Genomic DNA, 18,841 nt, shown 5'->3' on the forward strand with positions numbered 1-18,841 from the left:
TCGTGAAGGGGCGTGGCCCGCACCCGCGCTCAGGGGGTTTCGGGGAGGTTTCGAATCTCGTCCAGCGCGGCGAGGATCGCCAGCGCCTCGCTCAGAACGGTGGTGCCGGTCGAGATCAGGCGCGCGCGTCCGCTCGCCACCCATGCAGGCGGCACCACGAATTCGAAGCTCACGCCGTCCTCGATCTCGCCGTGCTGGCGGGCGTACTCGGCCTGGAAGTCGTCGGCGGACACGCCGAACAGCACGCACATCTGCCGCGTCGACAACATCCCGATCGCGTTCATCTCCGACTCGCCGCGGGGCCTCACGCAGCACCCGCCTCGTCGAGGCTCAGCGCAGTCTGCGTGGGACCCTCGATCGCCAGCGGCCCGCACTCGTTGTTGTTCGCGGGCAGGCCCTGCGCAATCAGCAGCGCCTTCAGCTCCAGCTCGACCTGGCCCGGCCGCACGCGCGCCGTCTCCCGGCGCTTCCCGCCGAAGACCTTGCCGCCGTGCAGGTAGAAGAAGTGCTTCCCCTTGTACGAGGGGTGCCGGTGCTGCGAGCCGTCACGGCACGTGCCGTCCTCGCGCTCGGAGCCCTTGCCGCGCTGGTCCAGCAGCAGGTGATGCGAGTACAGGTGCCCGAAGAAGACACGCTCGGACACGTCGGAGAAGTACTTCTTGTGGAACGAGCGGATCGTCAAACCGTCGCCGCCCTCCAGGGCCGACACGGTCTGCTCGGCGCGGTCCGCGCGGGCCTCGGCCGCACGCTTCTCCCGGATGAGTTGCACCTGGCGCTCGGCCAGCTCCAACTCGTCCATCGGGCGAATGTCGGCGAGTTCGGCGGCGCGGGTCTGGATGGCGAAGTACGTCTGGGCGGCGGCAACCTCGGCCTTCTTCGGGTCGCCGTTCATTGCGATGAGGTACGCCGCCATGCGGCACAGCCGGTAGTCCGTGCCGGGCCGGCCACCCGAGGACTTCTTGAGGCTGGCCTCAAAAAGTGCGCTGACACCGGTGTTCGCCGCGGCGGCCATCGCTCGCTCGATCACGGCCTCGAACTGGCGCCAGTTCGTGTACGCCATGAGCGGCTGGAGCCGGCGCGCGGCCCAGTGCTCACCGCGCTCGTCCTCCTGGCGGATGGCGTCGAACGGCGAAGTGCCGGTCGACTGGGGGATGATGGTGCTCAAGACCGCTCCTAGGTAGAGGGGTTGGTCTCGGCCGGTCCTTCGGGGCCGGCCGTTGTGCGTCAGGCGGCGGCCGGTCGGCGAGTGCGGCGCGGGGTGGACCGGCGGGCACGCGGCGCGGGGGCGGCCGGCTCTGCCGCCGGGCGGCTCTGCATCTGCCGGATCATGCGGACCTGGTCGCGGTCAAAGCGGAACTCGCGGCCGTACTTCGTGTAGGGCCAGCCGCTGTGCTTCAGGTGCTTGTAGACGAGCTTCGGGCTGATGCGTTCGAGGCGAGCCAACTCGACCACGGTGAGCGTCGGACCGAGTTCGTCGAACCAATCAGTGCGGGCCAGTTCGAGATCCGGGTCGATCGTGAGCTTGGCGGGCATGTGCGTCTCCCTTCGTTGCGCCCTCCCTGCCGTCGGCGGCGAGGAGGAGGTCGGCCGGGTTGTCGGGCTTCAGGACCCCGCACAGCGCAAGGAACGTGCGCGCCGTCATGCGAAGCGAGTGGCACTCCACGCGGCTGAGGTAGGCCCGGTCGATGCCGACTCGGGCGGCGACATCGACCATTTCCAGCCCTCTGGCCATGCGGAGTTGCCGTACTGCGGGCCCGTCCACCGTGAAGCGGGGGTGCATGGAATGACCATAGCCACTCATGGCCACTTATGGAAGCTACTGATGGACTCTCATGGACTTTAATGGCCTCTAGCCACCTAAGGGCCATGGTCAGTGGAGGAATCGTTGCGTCACTCGTGGTAAAGATTCGGCCGACTTGCAGCAGAAATGACCCCGGACCTAGGTGGACCTACTCGGACCTGAGACACTGCGAGTCATGGCTGCCACGGCTGACGAAACCGCGCGCGCGCGCCTGGGTGAATTGATGACCCAGCGCCGCTTGGACCTGCGCCTATCCGCCAATGAGGCCGCGCGTCTATCGAGCGTGGGGATCAAGACGTGGAATCGTGCGGCCGCAGGACGTCCGGTCCGGGACGTGAGCTACGTCGGCATCGATGCGGGCCTTCGGTGGGAGCCCGGCTCATGCAGGACGGTGCTCGCTGGCGGCGAACCCAAGCCCTTGCCCGACGATGCGCCCTCCCCGCCGGCCGGCGAGGAGCCGGAGCTTGTCTACGCCGACGACAGTGCCGAGGATTGGCTCCCCGTTATCGGCGATGACCTACGCGAGTCCGTGCGTGAGGCGACCATGACGACCGCTCCGGGGTTGACGGGTGCAGAGGTCCAGGAGATCGAAAGGCGTGTCGAGGAAGGGCTGAGGAGGCGTCTCGCGGAGCGCCATCGCCACGTTTCGTAACCGCCCCTACCTGCACGTACGGTTGCCCAGAGCGCACAGTTGATCACCGATTGCTTGCTGTGCGGAATCGTTACAAAGCGGCTCGCGTGGATCATTCGAACAGCGCTCGGTCATCCCATGATCACGTGGCACCATCAACGAACCTGGGGATTCAACCCTGTGTGGGGAGGGTTCCATATGGCCGCACGTGCCGTGCACGACCTAGTGGATTACGGACCAAACTTCAGCAGTTGGTTCGGCGTCGTAAAGGGGGAGCCCACCTGTGTCATGACGGTGCTCGTGCTCACCGAGCCCACCGTCCTTGACGTCGTCACCGCCTCGGCAGAGCGACAAGGCATCAAGTGCGACAGTTGCATCGACTCGGACTGCCCGCTGTCTCGCCTTCGCCCCGTCGACTGAGCGCACCACAGTGGTAACGCGGGGCACCTCGCTGGCATCCCGGGCCGCGAGCGTTCCCCGCCCGACCGTGACGGCCCACGCGGGTCTCGACGAGCGCCGGCACCCCCCGGCCGCCGTCACCCGCGGCCCAGGTGAGCGAGTGAAGGGCGAATCCCCATGCCCAGTACGGAGAAGCGCGGCGACGGCCCCAGGCCGTGGCGCGTGCGATTCATCAACAACGACGGCGAGCGCGACTCGGCAAGCGGCTTCGAGACCGAAGACGAAGCCTACGACTACGGCCTCGACCAAGAGACCGACATCCGCCGCGGTGTGTACCACAACCCTCGCCGCGGTGAGATCCCGTTCCGCGACTACGCGAAGGAATGGATCGACGCGCACGACGTCGCAAGCACGTCGGAGGTCTCCTATCGGAGCCGGCTAAACGCCGTCATCCTCCCTCGCTGGGGCGGCGTCGCCATCGGCACCATCACGACCCTCGAGGTGCGCTCTTGGGTGAAGTCCCTGCGCCGAAAGGGCTATTCGACGAACTACATCGCGAACGTGGTCATGCAGTTGCGCATGATGCTGGACGACGCGGTGGTCGACAAGTACATCACCTACAACCCGGTCGAGAAGAAGTCCCGCCGCGGCAAGGTCAAGCCGAAAGAGAAGGCCAAGACGATCTTCGCGACGCCGAACCAGGTCGCCGAACTCGCACAACGGGGGCAGGTGCTGCGGGGAGAGATGGGCGAGATGATCATCCTCACCCTCGCCTACACCGGCATGCGCCTCGGCGAGCTGTACGGACTCCTGCGAACGGACTGCAACCTCCTGGGCAAGGAGTACGAGCGCTCTCTCACCGTGGCGCGTCAATTTCAGTATCAAGGCGGCGAGCGGGCGCTCCCGATCCCCAAGTACGACTCGGGCCGGCGCATCGTGCTGCCGCCATTCCTCGCTGATCGCCTCTCCGCGCTGCTGGCCACGCACAAGTCCCGGTTCGTCTTCACCGCACCCGAGGGCGGGCAACTCTTGACCGGCGGCAGCTTCTACGACAGCTTCTGGCATCCCGCCACGCGGGGGCGTCCGGCACGGCCGGCATCACGCGGGCACCGTGCGCTGCCCGCCCTGCCTGGCGTCACGGGCCTGGAGGGCATGGTCCCCCACGGCCTGCGTCACGGCCATGCGGTCTGGCTGGACGAAGCTGGGCATCCGGATGTCGCGATCGAGGAGCGTCTGGGGCACGAGACGCGGACGGTCAAAGGGACGTACCGACACGCGACCCCGTCGATGGAGCGGGCGATCGCCGAAGCCCTCCAAGGCTGGTACGAGGGGGCGACCTCGGCGCGCGAGGCATCACGCAGCGTGGGCTGACCGGGCCGTGCCCCAACCGTGCCCCAGCCGCCTGCACCGGACATGCAAAGGCGCCGCCCGCTGCTCCCGGGAGCGGGCGGCGCCTGTCACGTTCGGCCAGGTCAGAGGGTGTATCCCACGGACCTGAGCCGAGACCTCCCCGGCTACTTGGTCGTGTAGTGGACCTGGAGTTCCTTGATGCCGTTGATCCAGGCGTGGCGGAGGCGCCGCGCGTCGGCGGCCTTGGTGATGTCGGGCATCGCGTCGGCGATGGCGTTGAACATCAGGTTGATCTCCATGCGCGCGAGCGAGGCGCCGAGGCAGAAGTGCGGGCCGCCGCCGCCGAAGCCCAGGTGCGGGTTGGGGCTGCGGGTGATGTCGAACTTCGTCGGGTTCTCGAACACGTCCGCGTCGAAGTTGGCCGAGCTGTAGAAGATGCCGACCCGCTGGCCCGCCTTGATCTCCTGGCCGCCGAGCACGGTGTCCTGGGTGGCGGTGCGCTGGAAGGACATCACCGGCGAGGAGTAGCGCACGATCTCGTCCGCCGTGGTCTCCGGGCGCTCCGCCTTGTACAGCTCCCACTGGTCGGGGTTGTCGAAGAACGCCAGCATCCCGTGCGTGATCGCGTTGCGCGTGGTCTCGTTGCCGGCCACGGCCAACAGCAGGACGAAGAAGCCGAATTCGTCGGAGGACAGGCTGCCGTCGGACTCGGCGGTGATGAGCCGGGTGACAATGTCCTGCGCCGGGCACGCCTTGCGCTCCTCGGCCATGCCCATCGAGTACAGCATCAGCTCGGCGGCGGCCTGCGCGCCCGCCTCCTGCGACTCCGCGTACTCGGGGTCGTCGTAGCCGAGCATCTTGTTCGACCACTCGAAGATCTTCCGGCGGTCCTCCTGCGGTACGCCGATCAGTTCCGCGATCGCCTGTAGGGGCAGTTCGCAGGCGACCTCGGTGACGAAGTCGCCCGAGCCCTTGGCCTTGGCGTCCGCCACGATCTGCGCGGCGCGTTCGGTCAGTGCGGCCTGGAGGGCGTTGATCGCCCGGGGCGTGAAGCCGCGCTGGACGATGCTGCGCAGCCGGGTGTGCTCCGGCGGGTCTATGTTGATCATGATGAGCTTCTGCGCGTCGATGTTGGACATGTCCATGCCCTCGGCGAAGCGGATGATCGCGGTGTTCTTGTTCGTCGAGTAGATCTCCGGCTTGGTGGAGACCTCCTTGACGTCCGCGTGCCGGGTGACCAGCCAGTAGCCGTCGTCGCCGAAGTTGGACACCTCGGGCGTCTGCGGGACCCACACCACCGGGGACGTCTTGCGCAGCATCGCGAACTCGTCGAGCGGGATGCGCGTGGTGTACAGGTCGGGGTCGGTGGGGTCGAAGCCGTGGTCGAGGACCGGACACGTCATGGTGGAACTCCCGTTGCCGGAGGGTGTGCGAGGTCGCCGCGGGATCCGGCCGGGGACGGGTGCCGAACGTCGCGGTGGAGCGGTGGAGCGGTGATGCCGTGCAGCGGTGGCGCGGTCGTGCGGTGAGCGCGTGCTCGGTCAGACCCCGGCGACCGGGCCCGGCGCCCTGCGGCGCGGGCCCAGGAGCTTGCGGACCACACCGCGCAGGATGCGGCCCAGCTCGTCGTCGGGCAGTTCGGGGAAGGCGGCGACGGCGGAGTAGATGCCACCCATCGCCACCGCCGTCGACACGCGGTATTCGATCGAATCGTCGACGTCGTCGAGGACTTCGCGCACCCGCGCGGTGATCGAGGCGAGCCGGGGCTGAATGGCGGGATGGCGGCCTATCGCGACGTCCCGGTCGAGGATGACGGCGAGAGTGCGATACCGGATGAGGAAGTCGACGTAGCCCTCGAACAGCAGGCGTTGGCGAGCGGTGGTGCCGCGCCTGCTCTCGGCGACCTCCAACACCCGGTCCAGATCGTTCAGGGCCGGGCGCAGCAGGGCGTCGAGCAGTTCGTCCTTGGTCCGGAAGTGGTAGTACAGGGCCGCCTTGGTCACCCCGACACGGTCGGCGATGGCCTGCAACGAGGTACCGGCGAAGCCGTGTTCGCCGAACAGCTCCTCTGCCGCCAGGAGCACCCGGTCGTAGGTGTCCTCCGGTGCCGGAATCGCCACGGGTCCCCCTTCCTGTTGGCCATGAACATACGTCGACCTTTGCCAATCGACAAGGCTGATGGACCGTCAATTTTGATTTCGGAGCGGTTGTTCGCAAGGAAACCGGCTTGCCGCTCGGCCAGGAGGGAAACCCGGAAGGGCTGACGATCGGGCCGGTGTGGTGATCACGCGTCGACCGCGTCCCGAGCACCCGCCGATCACGCCTCGACCGCACTCGCCCACCCGAACCGCCCCGCCGCACACGACGCGCCGGTAGGTTGCCGCCATGAACGACTTCGAGGCCCGCATCGGGGCCGAGCGGCGGCGGTCGGCAGGTCCGGTATCCGGCGCCGGCCCGACCTCGGCCGCACGTCGACCCGCCGACTGGGCCGCGATCGCCGAGCGCGTCGAGGCGCTGCTGGCCGCGACGGCCGCCGAGTTCGACCGCCGCGGCATCGCGGCACTACCCGTACTCGGCTACCCGCCGCCCGGAATACGCTCGCGACTCACCGGCCGCCGACCGACCGTCGTGGCGCACCGCCGACCGGTCCGGGACCTGTTCTCGCTCGACCACGCGGGTCGCCCGTTCCTGGAGCGCGACCCGTTCCCGGCCCGGCAGATCTGGCTGCGCACGTCGCATCCGGGCCGGGCCAGGACTCTGGAGGCGGCCGTACTGCGCGCCGGCCTGACCCCGGACACCCTCATCCTCGACGAGGGCCCACCCATCCCCCTCGACCCGGAGGAGGCCGCCCGCGAGGGCCGGTTGGGCGGCCGCTTCGCCATCGCGGCCGACGGCACCCTGCTGGTGTACCCGACGGCGGCGGACGCCCCACCGATCCCGCTCGTCGAAGCGCTGACGGCGGCCGTGACCGGCGGTGACACGCACCGCTAGGTCCTGTCCGCCCGATTCACTCCACGCCCTCGACGTACATCCCCCCACCACTCGCCCGCGCCCGCAGCGCCGCCCGCAGTCGCGCGGCCCGCCCGGCCGGCATCGCCGCCGCGCCCTGATCCGGCGTCAGCAGGTGCCACGCCCGCAACTCGTCGGCCTGGAGCCGGATTTCCCCGATCCGCTCGGCCGTCAACACACCCCCGTCGAACAGCCAGCGCATACCGCCGCGATGCCCGCCCGCCGGCGCCACCCATTGCGCCACGAGCAGGTTCGGCGCACCGTCGAGCACGAGCCCCAACTCCTCGCGCACCTCCCGGACGCAGCCCTCCCACGGCGACTCCCCCGGTTCCAGGATCCCGCCGGGAAACTCCAACCCCGGCTTGTAGTCCGGCTCGACGAGCAGCACCCGCCCCTCGGCGTCGAAGAACAACGCCCCCGCGGCGCCGGTGATCCGCACGTCCGCCGCGTCTTTCGCACGCCCATTCGCCTGACTGTCCATGCCCCGCAGTCTGGCCGAGCCGACCACGCGCGCTCCGAGCGGGTCGCCGCGCATCCCATCCGCGTGTTCACCCCGCCACCGGGGCGGCGCGTACTCAGCCGCGCGTCGCCAGCCCGAAGACCACCACGTCGAGCAGCCGTGGCAACCGCTCCGGATCGTCCACCTCACGCTGCTCGTGCGCCCACGCGATCCCGTGCGCGAGGGTGAACAACCCGTCCGTGTCGATGTCGGCGCGCACCTCCCCCGCCGCCTGCGCGCGGGCGAGCAGAGCGGCGCCGGCCTCGCGCATCGCATGGCAGGAGGCGTACAACTCCGACGTCTCGTCCGCGAGTGTGGCCATCAGCGTCGCGCTCATCCCCCGGAACGTACCGGCCCCCTCGATCAGCAGCCGCAACCACGTGGCCAGCGCGTCCCGCGCGCCGTCGGCGTCGCGCAACGCCTCGGCCCGCGCGGTGAGGCCGTCGTACCGGTCCCGCACCACCGCCTCGACGAGCGCGTCGCGCGTCGGGAAGTGCCGGTACAGCGTCCCGATCCCGACCCCGGCCCGCCGGGCCAACTCCTCCAGCGACGCGTCGACGCCCTGCTCACGGAACACCACCCGGGCCTCGGCGAGCAGCCGCTCGTAGTTGCGCCGCGCATCGGCGCGCATCGGCCGGCTCATCGGCACTCCCTCTCGAACGACACCACGATTGTCAAACGGAGCCTGCCTCCATATGGTGGAAGAGGCAAACCGGAGGGACCCTCCGGAATACCGGGCGGAGCCGTGCCCCCAGGCGGAGCCCTGCCTGAAGGCGGAGCCCTGTCCACCGGGCGGAGCCACGCCACGAGGCACCGTCGGCGCCGCCCGCACCCCACCCGCACACCCCGACGAACCGAAACGGAACCCGATGACGCACGACAAGACCGCCCTCGGCCGACTCGGCCTGTGGACCTTCGCGTTCGACGGGCGGCCCGCCGGCGCGGTACGCGACGCCGCCGCCGAGATCGAGGCCCTCGGCTACGGCGGCCTGTGGGTCGGCGAGGGCATCGGTCGCGAGGCCATGACGCATGCCCAACTCCTGCTGTCGGCCACGCGTACGCTCCCGGTCGCCACCGGCATCGCGATCATGTCCGAGCGCACCCCGCGCCTGATGGCCGCCGCCGAGGCCACGCTCAACGAGGCGTATCCGGGCCGCTTCGTGCTGGGCCTGGGCGGCCACCGCGCCGCCGGGCAGGCGGACATCCCCGGCATGCCCAAGGCGAACACCGCCCCCGCCGTCGCGGGCGTCGGCGCGTACCTCGACGAGATGGACGCCGCCGTACTCGTCGGCGACCCGCCCGAGCGCCCCGCCCGTCGCGTGCTCGCCGCCCTCGGCCCCGGGATGCTCGCCCTCGCCGGCCGCCGGACCTGGGGCGCGCACACCTACCTGGTCACGGTGGACCACACCGCGCTCGCCCGGGAGACGATGGGCCCGGACCCGTACCTGTCCGTGGCGCTGACCGTGGTCCCCTCCCCGACCGCCGACCACACCCGGGCCATGGAGGCGGCGCGCGGCTTCGTTGCCGGCTACCAGGCCGCCCGGCACCAGGTGAACAACCTCCGCCGACTCGGCTTCAGCCAGGCCGAACTCGACGGCGAGGGCACACGCCTGGTCGACTCCCTGTTCGCGATCGGCGACACCGAGACCATCGCCAAGCGCATCCGCGAACACCTCGACGCGGGCGCCGACCACGTCTGCCTCCAGGTCCTCACCCCGGACCAGGGCCGCATCCCGCTCGATGAATGGCGCCAACTTGCGCCTTTGATACCGGAGTTCGCCTGAGCAAGCCGGGCGCGTGCCGGTGTCCCTACCGAGGGGCGTAGACCACGTGCTCGAAGGGCCACCGGTCGGCGAGCCACGCGGAGACCTCGTGGTGGAGCGGCGCATCGAGGTCGGCCCGGTCGGCCCGCACCCACGAGCGCACGTTGGTGATCGACGGATCGTCCCGGTCGGGATAGATGTACACACACCCGATGACGTCCTCGACGCCCTCCGCGCTCCCGGCGCCGTCCGCGCCCTCGACGGCGAGCACCGTATAGGTGAATCCCACCCGCCGCGCGAAGTCGTCCGCGTGCTTGACCAGGTCGCGCAGGTTGTCCGCCGGGGCCATGCCCTCCGGCGGCGGCCAGTGGCGGCCGGCGAAACCCGGCGTGGCGCGGATGTGGTCGATGCTCGAGGTCCACGCGGCGAGGTCGGCCTCGTTGTGCCGGGCCGCCAAGGGCTCCAGCCGGAAGGACGGCGCGCTCGGCGGCGGGGGGATCACGAAGTCGTCGGGGACGAAAGTGCGTTCGGCCATGATCGGAGCGTACGACAGGAAGCCGGGGGGCACGCTCCATGCCTCTCCCGGGTCCCTGATCGCATCCGCCAACGACGCGAACCCATAGGTGCGTTCCGGGTCCCAATCGGTACTCCGCAACAACCGCTCCCGCATCCCCGCCCACCCCCGCGCCGCGCCCGTCACCACCCAGGCGTCCGGCGCCTGGGCGGTCAACCGCAGTGCCGGGCGCAGCCACGAGGCGGCCTGCTCGGGCCAGGAGACGACGCTCACCACCTCGCCCGGCCAGGCCGCCGCGAGCGCGTGTGCGGCGGCGGTGGACGCGCGGTCCCGGCCGTGTCCGATCGCCAGCGTGCGTCGACCGGCCAACTTCCGGAGCAGGTCGGCCAGTTCCGCCTCGGTGTGCGGAGCGGGCGGGCAGCCCTTCCAGCGGGCGTACTCGGCCGGCAGGCACACCGCGCAGGGCCGGAATCCCGCCGCCACCGCGTCCGCCTCGGTCGCGAAGAAGACCCGGTTCGCCACATAGCCGCCGCGCGCGATCGCCCGCAACGCGCTGCGGCAGTCCAGCCGCCCGTACAGCCGGCCGTTCGTGGTTCCGCCCAGGGTGCCTGGGGTCGCCCTGCGGTAGGGCCGCCCGTCCGGCCCGATCAGCGTGTACCCGCCACCCGCGCCGGCGGCACCGCCGTTCACGGCACGCACGTCGCTCACGCCGCGTCGTGGAAGACGAGGCCGAGGGTGCGGCGCCGGCCGGAGTGGACCGTGCTGACCCCGTGCCGGATCGGGGCGGCCGACCAGCCCCGGGCCGAGCGGATCGGCCGGTCCCGGGTGGTGAAGACCAGCCCGTGCCCCTGCGGCAGGCTGATCGCGGTCCCGCGCGACTGCGCCCGGAAACGCTGTTCGGCCAACAGGAATTCGCCGCCCGTGTAGTCGACGCCGGGCTCGTCGAGGCCGATCACCACTTGCAGCGGGAAGACCAGATCGCCGTACAGGTCGCGGTGCAACGCGTTCCAGTCCCCCGGCCCGTAGCGCAGCAGGATCGGCGTCGGCCGGGTCTGGCCCGCCGCATGACACATCGTCAGCCACTCGTCCAGGGTGTCCGGCCAGGGTGCCGGCCGGCCCAGCCGTTCCGCCCACGCGCGCGCGATCGGCAGCAGGTGCGGGTAACAGGACACGCGCAGCGCCGCGATCGGCTCCGGGACGGGTGCGGCGAAGTAGCGGTACTGCCCGGCGCCGAACCGGTGTCTGGCCATGTCGATCGTGGCCCGGAACAGTTCGGGTCGGTCGTACAGATCCGCGATCTCCCGGCAGGTGTCCGGGTCCAGGATCCGGTGGGTCAGCGCGTGGCCGTGCTCGTCGAGGCGCGCGGCGAGGTCGGTGCCGGTCGTCGGTTCGGCGGCGAAGAGGGTGTCCACGGCGCTCACCCCAGCCGCGCCGGCAGCGCGCCCTCGTGGTCGAGCAGGTACTCCTTGCGGTCGAGCCCGCCGGCGTAGCCGCGCAGCGCGCCGTCCGCGCCGATCACCCGGTGGCACGGGCGGATCAGGAGCAGCGGGTTGGCGCCGATCGCGGTGCCCACCGCGCGAACGCCCGCCCGCGAGGTGCCCACACGTTCGGCGATCGCGCCGTACGTGGTCGTGGTGCCGTACGGGATCTCGTCGACCGCGGCCCAGATCCGCTCCTGGAAGGCAGAGCCGCGCGGGGCCAACGGCAGGTCGAAGTCGCGCAGTTCGCCCGCGAAGTAGGCGCCGAGTTGACGCACCGGCTCGGCGAACACGCTCGCGTCGACCCGCGAGTGGGCGGGCACCCGGGCACCGCCCTTCTGGCCGGGTACGGACAGCGAGGTCAGCACGACCGTGCCGTCGGCTCGCTCCTCGCCGATCAGCAGCAGCTCGCCGAGCGGGCTGTCGAGGGTGGTGTGGACGGTCATCATGGCACCTTTCGCCAAGACCGCGGCCGCGGGCCGCGAGTACCGATCCCGGTGCGACACCGGGGCTTCCACCACCCACTGTGCGCGATCCGCGGCGCACCGTCCGGCGGGAATCGGACATGGCGTTGAGGCCCGAAGGCACGTCGCGTCGAGGGCCGCAGGAACGTCGCGTCGCGGTTCGATCCGGCGGCCTGCGGAAGCCCGAAAATGCGTTCCCCGAACCGCCGTCGGATCATGCACGATGGTTCCATGATCGAAACCGACCGCCTCCTGCTCCGCCGCTGGCACGACGACGACCTGCCCGCGCTCACCGCGATGCACGCAGACCCCGAGGTGATGCGCTATGTCGGCAGCGGGCTGCCGCTTACCCCCGAAGAGAGCGCAGCGGCCCTGGCCCGCTACGAACGCGACTGGGAGGCACGCGGGTTCGGCCTGTTCGCGATCGAGCTGCGTACGCCCGACCCGGGTCCGGTCGGCGCGGTCGTCGGCTGGGCGGGCCTGGCCGTACCGGAGTTCCTGCCGGAGATCCTGCCCGCCGTGGAGATCGGCTGGCGACTGGCCCGGCCGTACTGGGGTCACGGCATCGCCACCGAGGCCGCCGTCGAGGTGCTGCGCTTCGCGTTCGAGTACGCCCGCGTCCCGCGCCTGGTGAGCGTGTGCCACGTCGACAACGCCGCCTCGGCCAACGTGATGACGAAGCTCGGCATGACCGAAGAGCGCCGCACCGTCGTCCCTGGCCGCGAAAATCCGGTCCTGGTCACCGAACTCTCCCGGGGTCGCTACCTGCGCGGCCGGGTCTGACCGCCCGCCGCGTGCCGCTCGCGTCGTCCCGTGCGTCGATGCTCTACTGATGCGCGGCCGGCTCCGGCCACCGCCCGGTGCGATCCGGTGCGATCCGATCCGAGTGCGCACAACAGGGAGAGTGGCGTCGTGGGTTCTGCTTCGGGTATGCCGCGCTGGGGTCGGACCGTGCCGGCCCTGGCCGGGGCCGCGGCCGGGGCGGTGTGGCTCTGGCGGCATCAGGGCGATCTGATGATGCGGCGTCCGGTGAACGAGTGGACCTTCACCCACATGCACGCGCTGATGCCCAAGACCGTCGTCCCGCGCGCCGCGACGCCGTCCCCGTGGCCGGAGCGGCCCGAGTCGATCGAGGCGACCTACGTCCTCGACCGGGTCGAGCGCACGCTCGCGGACCTGCACGCGCGCACCTTCACCACGTCGTTCCTGGTGCTGCATCGCGGGGCGATCGTGCACGAGAGCTACCCGGGCCGCTGCGCCGGGCCGGGTGTGCGCTTCCAGGCGTTCTCCCTGACCAAGTCGGTGACCTCGATCCTGGTCGGCATCGCGCTGGCCGAGGGCGCGATCACGAGTCTGCGCGACCCGGTCGTGACGTACTGCCCGGACCTGGCCGGGACCGCGTTCGAGGGGCCCACCGTCGAGCAGGTGTCGGACATGTGCAGCGGCGTGGGCGCGGTCGAGGACTGGACCGTCCCGGACAGCGCGATCAACCGCTTCGAACGCGCGGTCACCGGCGGCGGATCGATCCTGGACGTGATCCGCTCGCTGCCCCGGATGAGCCCGCCGGGCACCGCGTTCAACTACTCGACGATCGACACGCAGGTGCTGGGGTGGGTCCTGGAGGGCGCGACGGGGATGCCGATCGCGGACTACGCCGCAAGCCGGCTGTGGTCCCGGATCGGCACCGAGGACGACGCGTACTACTTCCTCACCCGGGCCCGCCCGCGCACCGCGCTCGGCGGCGGCTCGCTCAACGCGAGCACCCGCGACCTGGCCCGGATCGGCCTGCTGATGGCCCGCGACGGCGAGTGGGCGGGCGAGCGGATCGTGCCGAAGGAGTGGGTGGCGCGCAGCCGCGGCCGCGACGTCCCCCACATCGCGGTCGGCGCGCTCGGCCCGAGCGGCCGACCGCACTACGGCTATTCGAGCCAGTGGTGGACCCTCGGCGGCGCGCGGCGCGCCTTCACCGGCATCGGCGTCTTCGGCCAATACCTCTACGTGGACCCCGAAGCCGACGTCGTCATCGTCAAGACCAGCGCCTGGCCCACCGCCGACGACGAGTCCCTGGACCGGGAAACCATCACCGGGTTGCGGGCGGTGGCGGACCACCTGCACCGGGGCTGAGTCCGGGCGCCGCCGGCGGCGCGTCGGGCTATCCCGAGACGCAGAACTCGTTGCCGTCCGGGTCCTGCATGGTGGTCCAGTTCAGCCCGGGCGCGCTGCGATCCCCCACCACCGTGGCACCGAGCCCGACCAGCCGGTCGACCGCCGCGACGCGGTCGGGGGCGGAGAAGTCGATGTGCAGCCGGTTCTTGCCGACCCGCGGCTCCGGCACCTGCTGGAAGCCGAGGACCAGCGGCTCGGCCGCGACCATGACGAACTCGCCGAAGTCCTGGGCGATCTCCACGCCCAGCGCGTCCGCCCACCAGGCGGCGAGCCGGCCGGCGTCGGCGCAGTCGATCGTGATCATGTGAGGTGTCAGTTCCATGCGCGCACGATATGAGCCCGGGCCGACATCGCGGGCGCACCTCCGCTGCCCGGAGTGTCGCAGCCCGCGCCGACATCAGGTGCGGGCGATGCCGCGCATCAGCGTGCGGGCGGTGCTCGCGGCGAATTCGGCCACGGGCGGGCCGTCCTCGACGCCCATGAAGTGCCGCAGGAACGCCCGCTGGTAGCACGCGCCCAGGAGCAGCGCGGCGGCCGCGTCGGGGTCGGCATCGGGCGCGATCCGGCCCCGATCGCGCTCCACCGCGAGGTAGTCGGCGAGCATGCGCAGCGGTACCTGCGGACCGGCGCCGATGCCGCGCAGTGCCTCGCGGTGCCGGTGCAGCAGCGCGGGTTCGGCGAACAGGGACGAGGCGATCGGCATGCTCTCCTCGTAGAACTCCACGGCGCGGCGCACGATCGCCGCCAACCGCCGCTCCACATCGCCGCCGGCCACGTCCGCGCCCGCCCCGGACTCGCCCGTACCGCCCGCCTCGCCCGACTCGACCGCCTCGCCGGAGAGTTGCGCGAGCAGCGGCCCCAGTGGCGGCAGCCGCTCTTGGAGGACTGCGACGAACAGCTCCTCCTTGCCGGTGAAGTGCTTGTACAGCGCGGCCTCCGAGCACCCGGCGGCGCGCGCGATCTCCTTCGTGGTGGTCCGTGCCAAGCCGAGCGTACGCATCAGATGCTCGGCGGCGTCGACGATGCGTTGTCGGGTGGGCGCCGGCGCCTGCCGGTCCGCGCCCGAGTGGGGCGAGTGGTGCATCGGGGCGGTCGTCCGTTCGTCGTGGGCGGTCCGGGCCGGGCTTGACGTAGTGGTGAGCAAGTATTCACCATGGAGGGGTGAGTGAACACTCACCCACCTCGGGAGGCAACACATGAGGCTCACCGTTCTCGGCGCGACGGGCGCCACCGGCGGACACGTCCTGCGACAGGCCGCAGCGGCCGGACACAAGATCACGGCCGTGGTGCGGGCGCCGTCCCGGCCCGACTTCGAACACCCGAACATCGACGTCGTCCGGGCCGACGTGACGAATCCGGCCGAGCTGCGCGAGGCGATCGACGGGCACGACGCGGTGCTCTCCGGCATCGGCCCGCGCAACCGCAAGGCCACCGGGATCGCCGCCGCCGCGACCGCCGCGATCATCACCGCGATGGCCGACACGGGCGTGCGACGCCTGGTGACGATCAGCGCCGCGCCGGTGGGCCCGACACCGTCCGAGGACTCGATCCTCGTCCGCAAGGGCCTGATCCCGATCCTGCGCTCGATGCTCAAGGACGTATACGCGGACCTGGCGGCGATGGAGGCCGAACTCGCCCGCAGCGACACCGACTGGACCGCGATGCGACCGCCGAAGCTGACCAAGGCGGCCGTCACCGGCGTGTACCGCACGCAGATCGGCGGCAGCGTGCCGCGCGGCGCCACGATCGCCCGAGCCGACGTGGCACACGCGATGCTCGCGGTCGTCGACGACCCGGCGACCTACCGCCAACCGGTCGGCATCGCGTACTGAACCCGCGCCGAACACGCACACGCGAGCGCACGCGCACGCCGATGGTGGGACCACCCGACGGCGGGGTACACGCGGGCATCCGGCACCGACCCCCACCCGGAGGCAGCCACCATGGCCCAGCCCACCCCGGCCGGCGGACCCACCATCAGCGTCCGCCGCGTCTACGACCCCGTCGACCCGGACGACGGCCTGCGGGTCCTGGTCGACCGCCTGTGGCCGCGCGGAATCACCAAGGCCGACGCCCAGCTCGACGACTGGGCCAAGGAGTTGACCCCGTCCACCGAGCTGCGCCGCGCGCTGCACGGCGGCAGTCTCACCGAGGCCGAGTTCGGCGCCCGCTACCGCGCCGAACTCGACTCCCCGGCAGCCGAATCCGCCCGCACCGCGCTACTGACCCGAGCCGGCACCGGGCGGGTAACCCTGCTCACCGCCGTCCGCGATCCATCCCACAGCCACGTCCCGGTCCTGATCGCATACCTGACCGAAAAGACCTGAAAGATCTGAAAAATCTGAAAGGTCTGCAAGTCCTAGGCCAGGTCCGCCCAGGTCCCGCCCACCATGACCGCCGTGACGGCGGTGAGCGCCCCGATGTGGCTGACGGGGTCGCCCTCGCACAGCAGCAGGTCGGCGTCGTGGCCCGCGCAAAGGCGGCCCTTGCGGGTGCCGAGACCCACCGCGTCGGCGGCGAGGGAGGTGGCGGACGCGAGGGCGTCGGTCGCCGTGACGCCGCCGGAGACCAGGTCGGCGACGGCCACCGGCAGGCTTCCGTGCGGCTTGGCGGCGCTGATTCCCGAGTCCGCTCCGGAGACGATGCGGACCCCGGCGCGGTGTGTGCGGGCCACGTGGGCGAGCCGGACCTCCCGGGTCGCTCCGATGCGCTCCAGCAACTCCCGTGCCGCCGGTGGCGGGAGCGCGTCGGGGTCGGTTCCGAGCGTGGGGCACACGGGGATGCCCCGGGCCGCGAGTCGGTCCAGCAGGTCGTCGGAGATCCGCACGCCCCGCTCGGTCAGGCAGGTCAGGTGCTCGATCCCGTCGGCGTGCGCGGCGAGGGCCTGTTCGACGGCGGGCAGGTTGTGGGCGTGCACCGTCACCGGCAAGCCGGCGGCGTGTGCCTCCTCCACGATCAGGCGCAGCTCCGCTTCGGTGAACTGGCAGTGCATCAGATCGGTGCCCGGCGTCATCGTGCCGCCGCTGCCCATCACCTTGACCACGTCCGCCCCGCGCTCGGCTCGCTCGCGCACCGCCGCACGCAGTTGCTCCGGCCCGCCGGCCTGGGTACCGAATCGCCAACAGTGGCCCCCGGCACTGGTAATCGGCGGCCCCGCGGCCAGGATCGTCGGCGCGGCCCGCCCGTCCGGCGCCCGATCGCGCCGGCGCAGCGCCGACCAGTCGCGGTCGCCGAGATCACGCACCACGGTCACCCCGACGGCCAGTTCACGCCGGAGCGAGTCCTCGATCACGGCGTCGAGTTCGGTGGCGGAGTACTCGGGCAACCGGTCGAGCGCGCCGTCACGACCGTCGCCGCCGAGGTGGCTGTGCAGGTCGAACAGGCCGGGAAGGATGGTCGCCGTGGGGTGGTCGACCACCTCCCAGCCGTCCGGCACGTGGGCCTCGCCCGGCTCCAGACCGACGATCCGGCCGTCCGCTACGAAGACCGATACCGGCCCGGGCATTGCGTGTTCGCCGTCGAAGGCGCGTGCGGCTCGGATCACCAGCATGTCGTTCACGTCCCTTCGGGCCGATCCCTGACACGGCAAACCCTAGCCGGGACACGGCCGAAGAGACCGGAACACCGACCGAGAGGCACGGGACCGGCCTAGCACGCCCTACCCGTGGGCGTTCTCCAACAGCGGCAACATCGTCCTCGGGTCCTGGTCCGCAAACCACATGCCGATCACGATCGCCGCGGTCGCCTCCAGGTAGCCCGCCCGGTCCAGGCCGCCCACCGGCAGCGGTACCGATCCGATGTCGGCTACCAGGGTGTGTGCCACGGCCAGTGCCGTCGGGTCGTCGCCGCACAGCGGTACACCGAGGCCGGTGGCGTGCGGGCCCGCCCACACCTCGGCCGCGCCCAGGTGGAACGCCTTGACCACGTGCGCCCGGGGGGCCGCCGCCGCGAGAGCCTCGGCCGCCGCCGGGCCGCGGTCCGTGGTCAACATCAGGCCGCCCGGTCCGGGCACGATCGGGTTGGAGCAGTCGAGGAGGGCCTTGCCGGCCAGGCTCGGCGCCAGCGGCGGGACCACCTCCCCGACCGCCGTGTGCCCGACCGCCACCAGCACCGCCTCCCCGTGCCCGGCGGCCTCGGCGAACGTGCCCGCCCGCGCCCCGATCCGCTCGGCGAGCGCCACGGCCCGCTCCGCCGACCGGGCCCCGATCAGTACGTCGTGTCCGGCCCCGACCCACTTGGCCCCCAGCGCCGCCGCCATGTTGCCCGCGCCCAATATTCCGATTCGCATCGCGCTTCTCCCCCTACGACCTACGACGTGTGTCTTTCCGACTCCACGACGCTAGGCGCGCCGATGCACACCGTTCGGTAAGTGACGGCCGGGTGAGAATGGGTGCCATGACCGAGCATGAAGGCGAGTACGTCGCCGACTGCCGCGCCCGCGTCGCCTTCGACCTGCTCACCAACCGCTGGAACAGCGTGGTCGTCTACGCGCTGGCAGACGGTCCGATGCGGCCGGGCGCGCTGGCCGCGCGGATCGGCGGAATCAGCGCGAAGGTGCTCACCGAGACGTTGCGCAGGCTCGAATACCACGGCCTGGTCGAGCGCCGCACCTACGCCGAGGCGCCACCGCGCGTCGAGTACGCGCTGACCGACCTCGGCGAATCCCTCCTGGTCCCGTTCCGGGCGCTGGGCGCGTGGTCCCTCGAATACGGCCACCGCGTCCTGGCCGCCCAGGACGCGGCGGAGGCCGCGGCGAACACCGGATAG

24 protein-coding genes are annotated in these 18,841 nt (G+C 71.4%); 9 read left to right on the top strand and 15 right to left on the bottom strand.

Going from position 1 to position 18,841, the window contains the following annotated elements; translation table 11 throughout:
• Positions 1-29: 29 nt before the first annotated feature.
• Genes ACH4XV_RS16445 through ACH4XV_RS16460 form a run of 4 tightly spaced genes read right to left on the bottom strand, consistent with a single transcriptional unit; the run spans position 30 to position 1,801 of the window.
• The gene (locus ACH4XV_RS16445) at positions 30-284 is read right to left on the bottom strand and encodes a hypothetical protein (RefSeq protein ID WP_395790307.1); all 255 of its coding nucleotides are present in this window, start codon (positions 282-284) and stop codon (positions 30-32) included.
• A 20-nt stretch (positions 285-304) separates the two neighbouring features.
• The gene (locus ACH4XV_RS16450; protein ID WP_395790309.1) at positions 305-1,165 is read right to left on the bottom strand and encodes a DNA replication protein DnaD; all 861 of its coding nucleotides are present in this window, start codon (positions 1,163-1,165) and stop codon (positions 305-307) included.
• Between the two features lie 59 nt (positions 1,166-1,224).
• Positions 1,225-1,533: a hypothetical protein gene (locus ACH4XV_RS16455; protein ID WP_395790311.1), complete on the bottom strand. Its 309-nt coding sequence runs from the start codon at positions 1,531-1,533 to the stop codon at positions 1,225-1,227.
• The gene (locus ACH4XV_RS16460) at positions 1,484-1,801 is read right to left on the bottom strand and encodes a helix-turn-helix domain-containing protein (protein ID WP_395791091.1); all 318 of its coding nucleotides are present in this window, start codon (positions 1,799-1,801) and stop codon (positions 1,484-1,486) included. Before ACH4XV_RS16460 ends, ACH4XV_RS16455 begins: the two co-directional genes overlap by 50 nt.
• Before the next feature lie 175 nt (positions 1,802-1,976).
• On the opposite strand from ACH4XV_RS16460, the gene ACH4XV_RS16465 reads away from it, so the two are divergent.
• Together ACH4XV_RS16465 and ACH4XV_RS16470 are read left to right on the top strand one after the other, a co-directional pair.
• Positions 1,977-2,453 carry a hypothetical protein gene (locus ACH4XV_RS16465; protein WP_395790313.1) on the top strand — a complete coding sequence of 159 codons (477 nt, stop codon included), beginning with the start codon at positions 1,977-1,979 and terminating at the stop codon, positions 2,451-2,453.
• 555 nt (positions 2,454-3,008) lie between these two features.
• Positions 3,009-4,202 (top strand): tyrosine-type recombinase/integrase, encoded by a 1,194-nt coding sequence (locus ACH4XV_RS16470; RefSeq protein WP_395790315.1) that lies wholly within the window; start codon positions 3,009-3,011, stop codon positions 4,200-4,202.
• A 143-nt stretch (positions 4,203-4,345) separates the two neighbouring features.
• On the opposite strand, the gene ACH4XV_RS16475 is transcribed toward ACH4XV_RS16470, so the two are convergent.
• Both ACH4XV_RS16475 and ACH4XV_RS16480 read right to left on the bottom strand, forming a co-directional pair.
• Positions 4,346-5,584, bottom strand: coding sequence for a cytochrome P450 (locus ACH4XV_RS16475; protein ID WP_395790317.1), 1,239 nt, complete (start codon positions 5,582-5,584; stop codon positions 4,346-4,348).
• Positions 5,585-5,722: 138 nt separating this feature from the next.
• Positions 5,723-6,301, bottom strand: coding sequence for a TetR/AcrR family transcriptional regulator (locus ACH4XV_RS16480; protein ID WP_380028738.1), 579 nt, complete (start codon positions 6,299-6,301; stop codon positions 5,723-5,725).
• A 265-nt stretch (positions 6,302-6,566) separates the two neighbouring features.
• On the opposite strand from ACH4XV_RS16480, the gene ACH4XV_RS16485 reads away from it, so the two are divergent.
• Positions 6,567-7,172, top strand: a complete 606-nt coding sequence (locus tag ACH4XV_RS16485; protein ID WP_395790319.1) for a hypothetical protein — start codon at positions 6,567-6,569, stop codon at positions 7,170-7,172.
• A gap of 16 nt (positions 7,173-7,188) precedes the next feature.
• Here ACH4XV_RS16485 and ACH4XV_RS16490 read toward each other — a convergent pair whose 3' ends face one another.
• Positions 7,189-7,671, bottom strand: coding sequence for an NUDIX domain-containing protein (locus ACH4XV_RS16490; protein ID WP_395790321.1), 483 nt, complete (start codon positions 7,669-7,671; stop codon positions 7,189-7,191).
• A gap of 94 nt (positions 7,672-7,765) precedes the next feature.
• On the bottom strand, positions 7,766-8,332 hold the full coding sequence (locus ACH4XV_RS16495) for a TetR/AcrR family transcriptional regulator (protein ID WP_395790323.1): 567 nt from the start codon (positions 8,330-8,332) through the stop codon (positions 7,766-7,768).
• A gap of 226 nt (positions 8,333-8,558) precedes the next feature.
• On the opposite strand from ACH4XV_RS16495, the gene ACH4XV_RS16500 reads away from it, so the two are divergent.
• Positions 8,559-9,473, top strand: a complete 915-nt coding sequence (locus tag ACH4XV_RS16500) for a TIGR03620 family F420-dependent LLM class oxidoreductase (protein ID WP_395790325.1) — start codon at positions 8,559-8,561, stop codon at positions 9,471-9,473.
• A gap of 25 nt (positions 9,474-9,498) precedes the next feature.
• On the opposite strand, the gene ACH4XV_RS16505 is transcribed toward ACH4XV_RS16500, so the two are convergent.
• Genes ACH4XV_RS16505 through ACH4XV_RS16515 form a run of 3 tightly spaced genes read right to left on the bottom strand, consistent with a single transcriptional unit; the run spans position 9,499 to position 11,890 of the window.
• Positions 9,499-10,674, bottom strand: coding sequence for an Ada metal-binding domain-containing protein (locus ACH4XV_RS16505; protein ID WP_395790327.1), 1,176 nt, complete (start codon positions 10,672-10,674; stop codon positions 9,499-9,501).
• The gene (locus ACH4XV_RS16510; RefSeq protein ID WP_395790329.1) at positions 10,671-11,387 is read right to left on the bottom strand and encodes a 2OG-Fe(II) oxygenase; all 717 of its coding nucleotides are present in this window, start codon (positions 11,385-11,387) and stop codon (positions 10,671-10,673) included. The genes ACH4XV_RS16505 and ACH4XV_RS16510 overlap by 4 nt, the downstream gene beginning before the upstream one ends.
• Positions 11,384-11,890 carry a methylated-DNA--[protein]-cysteine S-methyltransferase gene (locus tag ACH4XV_RS16515; protein WP_395790331.1) on the bottom strand — a complete coding sequence of 169 codons (507 nt, stop codon included), beginning with the start codon at positions 11,888-11,890 and terminating at the stop codon, positions 11,384-11,386. The genes ACH4XV_RS16510 and ACH4XV_RS16515 overlap by 4 nt, the downstream gene beginning before the upstream one ends.
• A 249-nt stretch (positions 11,891-12,139) precedes the next feature.
• Between ACH4XV_RS16515 and ACH4XV_RS16520 the strand changes: the two genes are divergently transcribed.
• The gene (locus ACH4XV_RS16520; protein WP_395790333.1) at positions 12,140-12,691 is read left to right on the top strand and encodes a GNAT family N-acetyltransferase; all 552 of its coding nucleotides are present in this window, start codon (positions 12,140-12,142) and stop codon (positions 12,689-12,691) included.
• Between the two features lie 129 nt (positions 12,692-12,820).
• Positions 12,821-14,032, top strand: a complete 1,212-nt coding sequence (locus ACH4XV_RS16525; RefSeq protein WP_395790335.1) for a serine hydrolase domain-containing protein — start codon at positions 12,821-12,823, stop codon at positions 14,030-14,032.
• A 28-nt stretch (positions 14,033-14,060) separates the two neighbouring features.
• Here ACH4XV_RS16525 and ACH4XV_RS16530 read toward each other — a convergent pair whose 3' ends face one another.
• Entirely contained in the window at positions 14,061-14,396 is a 336-nt protein-coding gene (locus tag ACH4XV_RS16530) for a VOC family protein (protein WP_380001652.1), read from the bottom strand.
• A 75-nt stretch (positions 14,397-14,471) separates the two neighbouring features.
• Entirely contained in the window at positions 14,472-15,158 is a 687-nt protein-coding gene (locus ACH4XV_RS16535; protein WP_395790337.1) for a TetR/AcrR family transcriptional regulator, read from the bottom strand.
• Positions 15,159-15,270: 112 nt separating this feature from the next.
• On the opposite strand from ACH4XV_RS16535, the gene ACH4XV_RS16540 reads away from it, so the two are divergent.
• Both ACH4XV_RS16540 and ACH4XV_RS16545 read left to right on the top strand, forming a co-directional pair.
• Positions 15,271-15,906 (top strand): NAD(P)-dependent oxidoreductase, encoded by a 636-nt coding sequence (locus ACH4XV_RS16540; protein WP_395790339.1) that lies wholly within the window; start codon positions 15,271-15,273, stop codon positions 15,904-15,906.
• Positions 15,907-16,017: 111 nt separating this feature from the next.
• Entirely contained in the window at positions 16,018-16,401 is a 384-nt protein-coding gene (locus ACH4XV_RS16545) for a DUF488 domain-containing protein (protein WP_395790341.1), read from the top strand.
• A 32-nt stretch (positions 16,402-16,433) separates the two neighbouring features.
• Here the strand turns inward: ACH4XV_RS16545 and ACH4XV_RS16550 are convergent, their stop codons facing one another.
• Positions 16,434-17,624: an amidohydrolase family protein gene (locus ACH4XV_RS16550; RefSeq protein ID WP_395791093.1), complete on the bottom strand. Its 1,191-nt coding sequence runs from the start codon at positions 17,622-17,624 to the stop codon at positions 16,434-16,436.
• A gap of 108 nt (positions 17,625-17,732) precedes the next feature.
• Complete coding sequence (locus ACH4XV_RS16555) at positions 17,733-18,362, bottom strand: NADPH-dependent F420 reductase (RefSeq protein ID WP_395790343.1); 630 nt, start codon at positions 18,360-18,362, stop codon at positions 17,733-17,735.
• A 107-nt stretch (positions 18,363-18,469) separates the two neighbouring features.
• On the opposite strand from ACH4XV_RS16555, the gene ACH4XV_RS16560 reads away from it, so the two are divergent.
• Positions 18,470-18,841: a winged helix-turn-helix transcriptional regulator gene (locus ACH4XV_RS16560; RefSeq protein ID WP_395790345.1), complete on the top strand. Its 372-nt coding sequence runs from the start codon at positions 18,470-18,472 to the stop codon at positions 18,839-18,841.

This window comes from Embleya sp. NPDC020630, assembly GCF_044334985.1.
GTDB lineage: Bacteria > Actinomycetota > Actinomycetes > Streptomycetales > Streptomycetaceae > Embleya.